Annotated in this window: 11 protein-coding genes and 1 pseudogene; all 12 read right to left on the bottom strand. The window is 72.8% G+C overall.

Annotated elements, in window-relative coordinates:
• Window positions 1-1,549: ATP-binding protein (locus ACWDD7_RS30315; RefSeq protein WP_450459752.1), on the bottom strand; the 1,549-nt coding region annotated here is incomplete at its 3' end.
• A 259-nt stretch (window positions 1,550-1,808) separates the two neighbouring features.
• Window positions 1,809-2,009, bottom strand: a complete 201-nt coding sequence (locus ACWDD7_RS30310) for a hypothetical protein (RefSeq protein ID WP_450459750.1) — start codon at window positions 2,007-2,009, stop codon at window positions 1,809-1,811.
• 275 nt (window positions 2,010-2,284) lie between these two features.
• On the bottom strand, window positions 2,285-2,977 hold the full coding sequence (locus ACWDD7_RS30305) for a hypothetical protein (protein WP_450459749.1): 693 nt from the start codon (window positions 2,975-2,977) through the stop codon (window positions 2,285-2,287).
• A gap of 45 nt (window positions 2,978-3,022) precedes the next feature.
• Window positions 3,023-3,598: a GNAT family N-acetyltransferase gene (locus ACWDD7_RS30300; protein ID WP_450459748.1), complete on the bottom strand. Its 576-nt coding sequence runs from the start codon at window positions 3,596-3,598 to the stop codon at window positions 3,023-3,025.
• Entirely contained in the window at window positions 3,576-5,831 is a 2,256-nt protein-coding gene (locus ACWDD7_RS30295) for an MMPL family transporter (RefSeq protein WP_450459747.1), read from the bottom strand. Before ACWDD7_RS30295 ends, ACWDD7_RS30300 begins: the two co-directional genes overlap by 23 nt.
• A 224-nt stretch (window positions 5,832-6,055) precedes the next feature.
• The gene (gatB, locus tag ACWDD7_RS30290; protein WP_450459746.1) at window positions 6,056-7,570 is read right to left on the bottom strand and encodes an Asp-tRNA(Asn)/Glu-tRNA(Gln) amidotransferase subunit GatB; all 1,515 of its coding nucleotides are present in this window, start codon (window positions 7,568-7,570) and stop codon (window positions 6,056-6,058) included.
• Window positions 7,571-7,586: 16 nt separating this feature from the next.
• Window positions 7,587-7,826 carry a hypothetical protein gene (locus tag ACWDD7_RS30285; protein WP_053662973.1) on the bottom strand — a complete coding sequence of 80 codons (240 nt, stop codon included), beginning with the start codon at window positions 7,824-7,826 and terminating at the stop codon, window positions 7,587-7,589.
• Window positions 7,823-9,319 carry an Asp-tRNA(Asn)/Glu-tRNA(Gln) amidotransferase subunit GatA gene (gene gatA / locus ACWDD7_RS30280; protein ID WP_450459745.1) on the bottom strand — a complete coding sequence of 499 codons (1,497 nt, stop codon included), beginning with the start codon at window positions 9,317-9,319 and terminating at the stop codon, window positions 7,823-7,825. The genes ACWDD7_RS30285 and gatA overlap by 4 nt, the downstream gene beginning before the upstream one ends.
• 5 nt (window positions 9,320-9,324) lie before the next feature.
• The gene (gene gatC / locus ACWDD7_RS30275; protein WP_006130840.1) at window positions 9,325-9,621 is read right to left on the bottom strand and encodes an Asp-tRNA(Asn)/Glu-tRNA(Gln) amidotransferase subunit GatC; all 297 of its coding nucleotides are present in this window, start codon (window positions 9,619-9,621) and stop codon (window positions 9,325-9,327) included.
• A 93-nt stretch (window positions 9,622-9,714) separates the two neighbouring features.
• Window positions 9,715-10,246 (bottom strand): annotated as a pseudogene (locus ACWDD7_RS30270) (cupin domain-containing protein).
• A gap of 26 nt (window positions 10,247-10,272) precedes the next feature.
• Window positions 10,273-10,614, bottom strand: a complete 342-nt coding sequence (locus ACWDD7_RS30265; protein ID WP_450459744.1) for a DUF4267 domain-containing protein — start codon at window positions 10,612-10,614, stop codon at window positions 10,273-10,275.
• A gap of 318 nt (window positions 10,615-10,932) precedes the next feature.
• Window positions 10,933-13,038, bottom strand: coding sequence for a putative bifunctional diguanylate cyclase/phosphodiesterase (locus ACWDD7_RS30260; RefSeq protein WP_450459751.1), 2,106 nt, complete (start codon window positions 13,036-13,038; stop codon window positions 10,933-10,935).
• Window positions 13,039-13,050: the final 12 nt, after the last annotated feature.

Genomic DNA, 13,050 nt, shown 5'->3' with positions numbered 1-13,050 from the left:
CCAGCCGGGCACGCTGCACCCAGAACCAGGCGGCGCGCAGCGGGTCCGGCGCGTCCTCCAGCAGGCGCAGAGCCCGCTCGGTGATCGTCAGGGCCCGCTCGCGCTCCCCGCCGAAGCGGCCGGCGACGGCAGCCTCGGCCATCAGGTCGAGACAGCTCAGCGGGGTGGTGGCGGGGTCGCCGCCGCATGGGGTGCCGGCGTCGGTGCAGTCCGCCCGGCGCAGGCTGGAGCGCACGTCCTCCGGGGCGCTTTCCCACAGCTCCATCGCCCTTTCCAGCAGGTCGAGCTGCTCGGTGTAGGCGTGCCGGCGGCGGGCGACGACGGAGGCGGCGAGAACAGCGGGCAGGGCCTTGGCGGGGTCGTGGGCGTGGTACCAGTAGCCGGCCAGGCGTGGCACGCGGGCGTCGGCCGGGACGAGGGTGGGGTCGGCGTCCAGGGCCTCGGCGTAGCGGCGGTTGAGGCGGGAGCGTTCGCCGGGCAGCAGGTCGCCGGCGACGGCCTCGCGGACCAGGGAGTGCCGGAAGCGGTAGCCGGTGCCGTCCGGGGCCGGGATGAGGACGTGGGCGCCGACGGCGGTCCGCAGCGCCTCGACGAGGTCGTCCTCCGGGAGCCCGGCGACGGCCGCGAGCAGCCGGTGCTCCACGGTGGAGCCGCCCTCGGCGATGATCCGGGCGACCCGCTGGGCGGACTCGGGCAGGGTCTCGACCCGGACCAGAAGCAGGTCGCGCAGGGAGTCGGTGAGGCCGGTACGACGGCCCTCCCGGGCGGCCACGGCGAGTTCCTCCACGAAGAAGGCGTTGCCGTCGGAGCGTTCGAAGACGGCGTCGACCTGGGCGGGGTCGGGTTCGCTCGCCAGGATGCCGGCGATCTGGCGGGCGGCCTCCTCGCGGGTGAGGCGGGGCAGGTCGATGCGGCGGACGGTGCGCAGCCGGTCCAGTTCGGCGAGCAGGGGGCGCAGGGGGTGGCGTCGGTGGAGGTGGTCGGAGCGATAGGTGGCGAGGACGAGGAGCCGCCCGGTGCGCGGGGTGCGCAGGAGGTAGGCGAGCAGATGGCGGGTGGAGGCGTCGGCCCAGTGCAGGTCCTCCAGGACGAGCGCGACGGTCCGCGCGGCGGCGAGCCGCTCCAGCAGGCGGGCGGTGAGCGCGAACAGGCGGGCCATGCCCTGTTCGTCGCGACGGCCTGCCCGGGGCTCACCCAGTTCGGGAAGCAGCCAGGCCAGTTCGTCCTCCTGGCCGGCCGTCGCGGTGGCGAACTCCTCGGGCCGGGTGGCGCGCAGGTGACGCAGCGCGGTGGAGAACGGGGCGAACGGCAGCCCTTCGGCGCCGATCTCCAGGCAGCCGCCGACGGCCACGGATGCCTCCCGGCTCCCGGCCGCCGCGGCGAACTCCTCGACCAGGCGGGTCTTACCCACGCCGGCCTCGCCGCCGAGCAGCAGCGCCTGCGGCTCCCCCGCGGCGGCGCGGGTGAGCGCGTCGTGCAGTACGGCCAGCTCTGCGGCGCGGCCGACGAACACGGGACTGACGGATCTGGTCTCCACGCGGCCGAGCATCGCACGGGGCGCGGAGACCGGGTCGCCGGTTTTCCACAGACTCGGTGCGATCGTCGTACCGGTCACCTGACAACTCGTACCGGCCGCGGGAGTGCTCGTACCGGCCACCGTGCGGGACGTACCGGCCGCGGGAGGGCTCGTACCGGCGGCGCGACCGCCCGTACCGGCCGCACGACGCGTCGTACCGACGGCGCGAGACGCCGTGCCCACGGCGGGAAGTGTCGTACCTCCGGCGGGAAACGTCGTACCCACGGCGCACTCACCCGGTACGCGGCGGCCGGTGCCACCGGGGCGGGGTCCTGTGCGGATCGCCGCCCCTGCCCGATCCGCCGGCCCACGCCCGTACCGTACGGCGGGCACGACGGCGGGTCCGGGTCACCTCGCGGGACAGGCGATGCCGGGCGGCCTCCAGCAGCAACCGGTCGGCGCGCGCCCGCGCCTGGTCCGAGAACTCGATCACGACGGGTCCCTTCGCGGAAAGGCGGTGCGGGGACTCGCTCGCCGCGAGGCCTCCGCGTGATGCCTCCACCTTCCGCTCCGGGCCGGGCGCGCCACATCGGGCAAGTTCCGCATCTTCGGGCGTCCGGCGGGCCGACCCGCCCGTGTAAGGAGTCTCAGAAACCCTGCCGGGCACACGTGAGGGGCCTCAGAAACCCGTGCATGTACGCGGATTCCCTGAGACCCCTACGCTCGGACGCTCCTGAGGCCCCTGGACGCCGGGGCCTCCCGGCCGGTTCAGCTCGTCGAGGGCAGCGCCAGCAGCGCGTCCGAGTACTTCAGGATCGCCAGCAGCAGTCCGATGACGCCGAGCGAGACGCCCGCCCAGGCCACCGACTTGATCCAGGACGCCTGCGGGCGGCCGGGAGCGCCGAAGGCGGGGCGGGCGAGGACGACCACGCCGGTGACCAGCGCCACCAGGGCGAAGAAGCCAGCCCACAGCGCGGTGGTGTGCCAGGCGTCGCCGTAGACCGCCTTGATCTGCGTGGCGACGCTCGCCGTGGAGGACGTCCGCAGCTGGCCGATGAGCTGCTGGCGGGCGCCCGCGACGGTACCGACCCACCCGCCGCTGAGCGAGACGAGGCCCAGCGCGGCGGAGACGACGGCACCGGCGCCCTGGCCGACCCCGGAGGGCGTCCTGGCGTCCTCGGTCCCGCCCTCCGGCGCGTCCGCCGCCTCTTCGGCGAACGCGCCGTCGGCCGCCTCCTCGGCGCCCCCGGCGACCGCGTCCTCGGCCGTCACGTCCCCGGCCGTCACGCCTCCGGCCGCAGCCCCGGCCGGGGCTTCCGTCACGGCCTCCGCCTTCCCCGCGGCCTCCGCCTTCCCCGCGGTCTGCGTCGTCCCCGCGGTCTCGGCCCCCTCCGTCGTCTCGTCGTCGTGCCGCGCCGCCGTCGTGTCGGCCGCGGTGTCTTCCGATGTCTTCGTTGCCATGGCAGCAACCGTACGGACGCCGTCTGAGAGGGCGCTTAATGAGCGTCAACGGGCGTGTTGCGCGTCACCCGAACGGGCCGTACGCCACTCGGGGGCCAGCACCGACCAGATCTCGGTGCTGGTGCGCTCGCCGTGGTGCGGGTAGTTCTCGCGCAGTACACCCTCACGGGTCATGCCGAGCCGCCGGGCCACGTTGATGCTGGGCTGGTTGGCGGTGGACACCCGCCACTCGACGCGGTGCATGCCGCGCTCCTCGAACGCCCAGTCGAGCAGGACCCGCATGCCCCGGGTGACCAGCCCGCGCCCGGCCGCCGCGGGCTCCAGCCAGCAGCCGGCCTCGCACACTCCGCTCGGGGTGTCCCAGACCCGGAAGAGCAGCGCCCCGACGAGCGTGCCGTCCAGCCGGATGCCGTGCAGCGCGCCGCCGTCGACGGCGCGCCGGTCGGCGTAGCCCTTCACCCAGGCGCGGGCGCTGTCCAGGTCGGTCACCACGTCCGCCAGCCCGACGTGCCGGCCGATGAACTCGCGTCCGCGGTCGACGGACGCGAGCACCTCCTCGGCGTGCCAGACCTCCAGCGGGCACAGTTCGGCGCCGTCGTCACCCAGGGATATCGCGTACATCGTGCTGTGCTTCCTTCTCCGGTTCGCGCGTCCGGCCCCGGCCGAGTCGGTCGGCCGGGACTCGTCCGAGCCTCTCATGCGCGGCGCGGCACTCCGGCGGCTCGATGCTGATGCGCGGCAGCCGGCGTTCCAGCCAGCCGGGCAGCCACCAGTTGGCGGCGCCGAGCAGATGCATCAGGGCGGGCACCAGGAGGGTGCGCAGCACGAAGGCGTCGAGGGCGACGGCGGCGGCGAGCGCGATGCCGAACATGGCGATCACGCGGTCGCCGCTGAGCACGAAGGCGAGGAACACCGAAATCATGATCACGGCCGCGGAGTTGATCACGCGGCTGGTCTCGGCGAGGCCCACGCGGACGGCGCGCCGGTTGTCGCCGGTGGCCAGCCACTCCTCGTACATCCGGCTGACCAGGAAGACCTGGTAGTCCATGGAGAGCCCGAAGAGCACCGAGACCATGATCACGGGCAGGAAGGGTTCGATGGGGCCCGCGCGGCCGAGGCCGAGGAGTTCGCTGCCCCAGCCCCACTGGAAGATCGCGACGACGACGCCGAACGCGGCGGCCACGGCGGCGATGTTCATCACGGCGGCCTTGATCGGTATGCCGAGCGAGCGGAAGGCGACGAGCAGCAGCAGGCAGCCGAGTCCGATGACGGTGCCGACGAACAAGGGGAGTTTGCCGACGATCACATCGGAGAAGTCGTCGTAGCCTGCGGTCACGCCGCCGACCTGGATGTCGAGGGAGGTGCCGTGTTCCGCGCCGGGCAGCACGCTCCCGCGCAGCCGGTCCACGAGGGCGCTGGTGGCCTGTGACTGGGGCGCCGAGTCGGGGACGACGGTGAGGAAGGCGGTCTCGCCGCCGGTGGCGTAGGCGGCCGGGGTGACGGAGGCGACGCCGGGGGTCGCGCGCAGGGTGGCGTCGAGGTTGTCGAGGGCGAGCCGGTCGGCGGCGTCGCCCACCCGGGTGACCAGGGTCAGCGGGCCGTTGACGCCGGGTCCGAAGCCCTCGGCGAGCAGGTCGTAGGCCTTGCGGGTGGTGGAGGTGCGGGGGTCGTTGCCCTGGTCGGAGGTGCCGAGGTGGAGCGAGAGGGTGGGCAGGGCGAGCAGCGCGATCACGGCGACGGCGAGCGAGCCGAGCAGTTTGGGGCGCCGCTCCAGCAGCGCGGACCAGCGGGCGGCCAGGCCGGTGGGCACCTCGGGGCGCGGCCCCTGCGCGGCGAGCAGGCGGCGTTCACGGCGGCTGAGGGCGCGCGGGCCGATGTACGACAGCAGCGCGGGCAGCAGGGTGACGGAGGCGGCGACGGTGAGGACGACGGTCAGCGCGGCGGCCACGGCGACGCCGTTGAGGAAGCTCAGTCTGAGGATCAGCATCCCGAGCAGGGCGATGCACACCGTCGCGCCCGCGAAGACGACGGCGCGTCCGGTGGTCGTCACGGCGCTCACGACGGCCTCGGTGACGGCCAGGCCGCGTTTCAGTCCGCGCCGGTGCCTGGTGACGATGAACAGCGCGTAGTCGATGCCGACGCCGAGGCCGATGAGCATGCCGAGCATGGGCGCGAAGTCGGCGACGGTCATGGCGTGGCCGAGCAGTCCGATGCCGGCGTGGGCGGTGCCGACGCCGATCAGGGCGGTGGCGATGGGCAGCAGGGAGGCGGCGAGGGAGCCGAAGGCGAGGAAGAGGACGACCGCGGCGACGAGGACGCCGACCACCTCGGCGGTGTGGTCGCTCGGCGCCTCGGTGAGCCCGATCGCGCTGCCGCCCAGTTCCACCTGGAGCCCGTCGCCCTCGGCGGCCTTCGCGGCCCCCACGACGGCCTTCGCCTCGTTCCTGCCGATGTCCTCGGCCTGCTGCGTGAAGGTGACGGTGGCGTAGGCGGTGCGGCCGTCGGCGCTGATCTGCCGGGCGCCCTGTCCGCCGTACGGGCCGTCCACGGAGGCGACCCCGGGCAGGGCGGCGATCCGGTCGAGGGCGCCGGTCATGCTCTGTTCGACGTCGGCGGCGCGGACGGTGCCCTCGGTGGTGTGCCACACGACGGTGTCGCTGTCGCCGCCGAGTCCCGGGAATCCCGCCTGGAGCAACTGGGCGGCGCGGCCGGACTCGGTGCCGGGGACCGAGTAGTCGTTCGAGTACGACGTTCCGGCGACGGAGGCGGCCGCGGTGGCCCCGCCGAAGGCACACAGCCACAGCAGGACGACGACCAGTCGGTGCCGGACGCACCAGCGCGCGAGGGCTGCCACGGACGTGCTCCCAAGGACGATTTGTGGATCTTTGGCAGGGATTGATCGTCCATGAACAGAACAGCCCGCAAAGAACGCATGAGTAATCTCTGGACACTCTCGCAGGCAAAAGTGATCCTTTGCCGGGTTCGTGGGCTTACTCACAACGGAAGCGGAAAACGCCGTGGGGGGACGCGCCGGTGCGGCGCGTCCCCCCACGGGTCGACGGTGGCTCAGCCCTCGTCTCAGCCCTCGCTGACGCCGAGCTTCTCCAGGATCAGCTCCTTGACGCGGGCCGCGTCGGCCTGGCCGCGGGTGGCCTTCATCACCGCGCCGACCAGGGCGCCGGCCGCGGCCACCTTGCCACCACGGATCTTGTCCGCGATGCCGGGGTTGCCGGCGATGGCCTCGTCCACGGCCGTGCCGAGCGCGGAGTCGTCGGAGACGACCTTCAGGCCGCGCTTGTCGACGACCTCGTCCGGGGTGCCCTCGCCCGCGAGGACGCCCTCGATGACCTGGCGGGCCAGCTTGTCGTTCAGATCGCCCTTCGCGACCAGCTCGGCGACCCGGGCCACCTGCTGCGGGGTGATCGCCAGCCCGTCCAGGGAGGTGCCGGACTCGTTGGCGCTGCGCGCCAGTTCGCCCATCCACCACTTGCGGGCGGAGGCCGCGTCGGCCCCGGCCTCGATGGTGGCCACGATCGGGTCCAGCGCACCGGCGTTCAGGATCGCCTGCATCTCGGTGTCGGAGACGCCCCACTCGGCGAGCAGCCGGGTACGGCGCACCAGCGGCAGCTCGGGCAGCGCCGCGCGGATCTCCTCGACCCACGCGCGCGAGGGCGCGACGGGGACCAGGTCGGGCTCCGGGAAGTACCGGTAGTCCTCGGCCTCCTCCTTCACGCGGCCCGAGGTCGTGGACCCCGTGTCCTCGTGGAAGTGGCGGGTCTCCTGGACGATGGTGCCGCCCGAGGACAGCACGGCCGCGTGCCGCATGATCTCGAAGCGGGCCGCGCGCTCCACCGAGCGCAGGGAGTTGACGTTCTTCGTCTCCGAGCGCGTACCGAACTTGTCGGCGCCCTTGGGCATCAGCGACAGGTTCACGTCGCAGCGCATCTGGCCCATCTCCATGCGGGCCTCGGACACGCCGAGGGCACGGATGACCTCGCGCAGCTCACGGACGTACGCCTTGGCCACCTCGGGGGCGCGCTCGCCCGCGCCCACGATCGGCTTGGTGACGATCTCGATGAGCGGGATGCCCGCACGGTTGTAGTCCAGCAGGGAGTGGGACGCGCCGTGGATACGGCCGGTGGCGCCGCCGACGTGTGTCGACTTGCCGGTGTCCTCCTCCATGTGGGCGCGCTCGATCTCCACGCGGAAGGTCTCGCCGTCCTCCAGCTGTACGTCGAGGTAGCCGTCGAAGGCGATCGGCTCGTCGTACTGGGAGGTCTGGAAGTTCTTCGGCATGTCCGGATAGAAGTAGTTCTTCCGGGCGAAGCGGCACCATTCGGCGATCGAGCAGTTCAGCGCGAGGCCGATCTTGACGGCCGACTCGACGCCGGTCGCGTTGACGACCGGGAGCGCGCCGGGCAGGCCGAGGCAGACGGGGCAGGTCTGCGAGTTGGGCTCGGCGCCCAGCTCCGTGGAGCACCCGCAGAACATCTTGGTCTTGGTGCCGAGTTCGACATGGACTTCAAGGCCCATGACGGGGTCGTACGACGCCAGCGCGTCCTCGTACGACACCAGGTCGGTCGTGGTGGTCACGGTGAAAACTTCCCTCTCAGCCCAGCAGGACGTCGTCGTCGCCCAGCCGCTTCAGCTCGCGGTAGAGGATCGCGAGGCCGGTCACGATCGCGACGGCGGAGACCGTGGCGTCGATCAGCCGCAGCGTGTCGTGCTCGGCGCGGGCCTTCTTGATCTGCTTGGTGACACCGATCGCGCCGAACGCGGTGGTGGCCATGGACAGGTACGTACCGGACTTGGACTTCTTGAAGTCCTTGGCCTTGGACAGCTTGCTCACAGCGACGGAGCCTCCTCAAGCAGCGGGTGTCCCCACTGTTCCACGAAGGCGGCCTCGACCGCGGCGCCCACCTTGTACAGGCGGTCGTCCTGCATCGCCGGGGCGATGATCTGCAGGCCCACCGGGAGGTTGTCCTCCGGGGCGAGACCGCAGGGCAGCGACATGGCCGCGTTGCCCGCCAGGTTGGTCGGGATGGTGCACAGGTCCGCGAGGTACATCGCCATCGGGTCGTCGGCGCGCTCGCCGATCGCGAAGGCGGTGGTCGGGGTCGTCGGGGAGACGATCACGTCCACCTGCTCGAACGCCTTCTCGAAGTCGCGCGTGATGAGCGTGCGGACCTTCTGGGCCGAGCCGTAGTAGGCGTCGTAGTAGCCGCTCGACAGGGCGTACGTGCCGAGCATGATGCGGCGCTTGACCTCGGGGCCGAAGCCGGCCTCGCGGGTCAGGGAGGTGACCTCCTCGGCCGAGTGCGAGCCGTCGTCGCCCGTGCGCAGGCCGTAGCGCAGGCCGTCGAAGCGGGCGAGGTTGGAGGAGCACTCGGAGGGGGCGATCAGGTAGTACGCCGACAGCGCGAGGTCGAAGGACGGGCAGTCCAGCTCGACGATCTCGGCGCCCAGCTCCTTCAGCAGCTCGACGGACTCGTCGAAGCGCTGGATGACGCCGGCCTGGTAGCCCTCGCCGCGGAACTGCTTGACGACGCCGACGCGCATGCCCTGGACGCTGCCGTTGCGGGCGGCCTCGACCACCGGCGGGACCGGGGCGTCGATGGAGGTGGAGTCCATCGGGTCGTGGCCGGCGATGACCTCGTGCAGCAGGGCCGCGTCCAGGACCGTACGGGCGCAGGGGCCGCCCTGGTCGAGGGAGGAGGAGAAGGCGACCATGCCGAAGCGGGAGACCGCGCCGTACGTCGGCTTCACACCCACGGTGCCGGTGACGGCGGCCGGCTGGCGGATGGAGCCGCCGGTGTCGGTGCCGATGGCGAGCGGCGCCTGGAAGGAGGCGAGCGCGGCGGAGGAACCGCCGCCGGAGCCGCCGGGGATCTTGGTGAGGTCCCAGGGGTTGCCGGTCGGGCCGTAGGCGCTGTTCTCGGTGGAGGACCCCATGGCGAACTCGTCCATGTTGGTCTTGCCGAGGACGACGACGTCGGCGGCCTTGAGGCGCTTGGTGAGCGTCGCGTCGTACGGCGGGATCCAGCCTTCCAGGATCTTCGAGCCGACGGTCGTGGGCACGCCCTCGGTGGTGAAGATGTCCTTGAGCGCGAGCGGGACGCCGGCCAGCGGGCCGAGCTTCTCGCCGCGGGCCCGCTTCTCGTCCACGGCGCGGGCCTGGGCGAGGGCGCCCTCGCGGTCGACGTACAGGAAGGCGTGCACCTTCTCGTCGACGGCCTCGATGCGGGCGAGGTGGGCCTCGGTGACCTCGACGGCCGTCAGTTCGCCCGAGGCGATCTTCTCGGCGGTCTGCGCGGCCGTGAGCTTGATGATGTTGTCCGTCATGGTGGTCACTCCTCCCCCAGGATCTGCGGCACCTTGAAACGCTGCTGCTCCTGGGCGGGGGCGCCGGAGAGCGCCTGCTCGGGGGTGAGCGAGGGACGGACCTCGTCCGCCCGCATGACGTTCGTCAGCGGGAGCGGGTGCGAGGTCGGCGGTACGTCTTGGTCGGCGACCTCGCTGACGCGGGCGACCGCGCCGATGATGTCGTCGAGCTGGCCCGCGAAGTGATCGAGTTCTTCGGGCTTCAGCTCCAGACGCGCCAGCCGGGCGAGGTGGGCGACCTCCTCGCGCGTGATGCCAGGCATGCAGCGATCCTCTGGGTGAGTGTGTGTGGTTTGGAGCCAATCCTATGGGTCGGGGCGGGGTGGCCGTTAAACGGTTTCCCCGGCGGCGCGCGCTCAGCGGCGCCGGGCGTCCCAGGCGGCGCTCTCCAGGAAGTGGTTGTCGTACCGCTCCTGCACCTCCAGCAGACTCTCGGGGGTGAGCTCGCCGAGGCGGATGCGCTGGAGATGGCGGAAGTACTCGAAGCGCTCGACGCCCGGGGCGATGACGACCAGGAGGTCGGCGGTGGCACCCGGGACGGCGGCGGTGGGGGTGCCCCCGGCACGAGCGAAGCCGAGGGCTGGGGGAGTGCGGGCGATCCGGCGGCACGACGATCAGATCGCCGCGCTCGGCGGTGACCACGTCGTCGCCGGAGAGCACCTCGGCGGCGCCGTCCAGCAGATAGAACATCTCGGCGGAGCGGTGGTGCACATGCGGGCGGGCGCCGTCGGCGCCCGCCGCGAGGGTGACGCGCACGGTGGACAGCGCACCGCCGGTGGCGTCGCTGTCCGCCAGCAGCCGTATGGCGACGGGGTCCCCGCCGACCACCTCGGCCCCGGCCTCCCGCACCAGCGCGGTCTCCTCGAACCTCGGCACGAACAGCGACATCTGCGTCTCCCTACGGTGCGGTGCGGTCAGGCCGCGAAGAGCAGCGCGGCACTGACGAGGACAACGGCCGCGGTGGCGAGGTGAATTCCGAACGCGACGGCCTTCGGTCCGCCGTGGCGCAGGACTATCACGGTGTCGAGGAACGGGACGACGGCCACGCAGACCATGAACCACGCCTCGGCCCGCGCGCCGACGAACGCGAGCAGGACGAGGCCGACGAGGCCGAAGGCGCCGTCCCTGAGGCCCTTGACCGCCAGGAAGGCGCCGTAGCCGACGGCGGCGGGGGCGGGCTGGAACCAGAAGCGGTAGCCGAGGAACAGGCAGAACAGGTCGAGCAGGACGGCCAGCGTGTACGCGGCGATGGTCATGGCTTCTCCCGTGTTCCCTAGCAGTGCTAGCTCACAGAGCAGCGACAGGTTGCCTGGCATCGCTGGAATCCGGCGGCGGTCGCGGTCGACGGCTGCGTCGACATCGCGCGGGAGCTACGACAGGCCCGCGCGAGCGCGCGGGGCACGCGCGAGTCCCTCCCGGCGGTCGCCCGGACCTACACCTCGTTCGCCCGGGGCCGCCCCGCCCTCTACGACGCGATGTTCACCCATCTGGTGGACCGCCCCTTCGCCACCCCGCAGGCCCCGCCCCCGCTCCAGGAGGCCTTCGGCGAACTGCTGGCCGTGGTCGCGCCGTCCTCACTGCCCGCGGTCGCCGACGGCTGTCACCTCTCCCTCGGCGGTCGCGGGCGAGCGCGTGGGGGAACCCGTGCTGCCCTGGCGGAAGCGGAGCCACGACGTCGTCTCCTCCGCCGGCATCGCCGCCGCGACCAGCCAGCCCTGCACCGCGTCACAGCCGAGGTCCCGCAGCCGCTCCCAGGTCTCGTCGTCCTCCACGCCCTCCGCGACGACCAGCAGCCCCAGCGAGTGCGCGAGGTCGACGGTGCAGCGCACGATCTCCGCGTCCTCCGCGTCCACGGCCAGCCGGGCCACGAACGAGCGGTCGATCTTCAGCTCGCTGACCGGCAGCCGCCGCAGGTGCACCAGGGAGGAGTAGCCGGTGCCGAAGTCGTCCAGGGACATCTTCACGCCGTGCCCGGTCAGCGCCGCGAGCGTGTCCGCGGCCCGCTGCGGGTCCTCCAGCAGCACATGCTCGGTGATCTCCAGTTGCAGCGCGCCCGCCGGCACGCCGTGCCGCGCCAGCCGTGCCGCGACCGACCCCGCGAAACCCGGCGTGTGCACATCGCGCGGCGAGACGTTGACCGCGACCGGCACCCGGATGCCCTGGGACCGCCACCGGGCGACCTGTTCGAGCGCGGTCTCCAGCACGTACTCGGTGAGGTGGGGCATCAGCCCGGAGGACTCGGCGATCGCGATGAACTCGTCCGGCGGCACCTTCCCGCGCTCGGGATGCACCCACCGCACCAGCGCCTCAAGACCGGCCACCTGACCGTCGAAGCGCACCTTGGGCTGGTAGTGCAGCTGCACCTCGTGCGCGTCCAGCGCCCGGCGCAGATCACCGAGCAGCCCGAGCCGGTCCGGGGTGTTGGAGTCCCGCTTGGACTCGTACACCTCGACGCCCGTACGGTCCCGCTTCGCCTGGTACATGGCCACGTCGGCGCGCCGCAGCAGCCCCTCCGCGTCCTTCGCGTGGTCCGGGAAGACGGCGACCCCGGCGCTGGCCTCCAGCACGAGGGTGAGGCCGTCGAGGTCGAGCGGGGAACTCAACGCGGTGACGAGGCCGCGCGCGACCCGCATCGCCGACGTGGTGGAGTCGGCGACGGGCAGTAAGACCGCGAACTCGTCGCCGCCGAGCCGGGCCGCCTCGGCGCCGCGTGGCAGGGCGAGCCGCAGCCGCTCGGCGATCTGCAGCAGCAGCCGGTCACCGGCGAGATGACCGAGGGTGTCGTTGACCGAACGGAAGCGGTCGAGGTCGATCAGCATCAGCGCGGAACGGGCGTCGATGCGATCGGCGTCGTCCAACGCGGTCCAGATCCGCTCCTGGAGCCACTGCCGGTTGGGCAGCCCGGTCAGCGGGTCACGCAGCTGCTCCTCGGCGCGGGCACGGGCCATCCACAGGGCGGAGTCGAGGGCGATGAGGGGGATGGCGAACAGCGGCAGCAGGACCGGCCGGACGTCGGCGACCACGCACAGCAGCGGCGCGATACCGAGCAGCGCCACGGCCACCAGGCCCTGTCTGACCAGGGCGGGGCGCGGGATGGTGGGCAGTCCGTGCTCGCGCGGTGCGTTCAGGTACCAGAGCAGGCCGCGGCTGACGACGAGATAGGCGACGGCGGCGAGCACCACCTCGGGCGCGGCGGCGAGGCTCCAGCTGTGCGTCCGCCAGGGCTGCTCCACGCTGGGCACCCGGCCGAGCGCGCCGAGCAGCAGGGCGGCCACCGCGATGCCGAGGATGTCCGCCGCGCCGTGCAGCACGCCCTGGCGCCGGCGGTGCCGGCGGGCGATGCCGACCAGGACGACGACGGTGAGGCTGACCAGGCCGGCGGGCACCCAGCCGTAGAGCAGCAGCACGGCGAGGGTGAGCGCGGCGCCGGAGCCGGTGCCGCCCCACCAGCGGGCGCGGCCCAGCATGACGAGGTGGCCGACGATGATCCCGGTGAGCAGGGCCAGCGACCAGCCGACGGTGCCGCACGGGAAGAGGGCGTGCCGGCCGCCGAAGGCGCGGAGGAAACCGGCACACAGGACGAGCGCGGCGGCCGCGGTGACGGCCGTGGGCAGCGCGGGCCAGGGCAGCCGCCGGCCGGGCTCCTGGTCACCGCCGATGCCGACGCCCGCGCCGACCAGGCCGGGCGCGGG

This window comes from Streptomyces sp. NPDC001056, from assembly GCF_053598955.1.
Note: the sequence above shows the minus strand (reverse complement) of the source record. Positions and strands in the feature narration are given on the sequence as shown.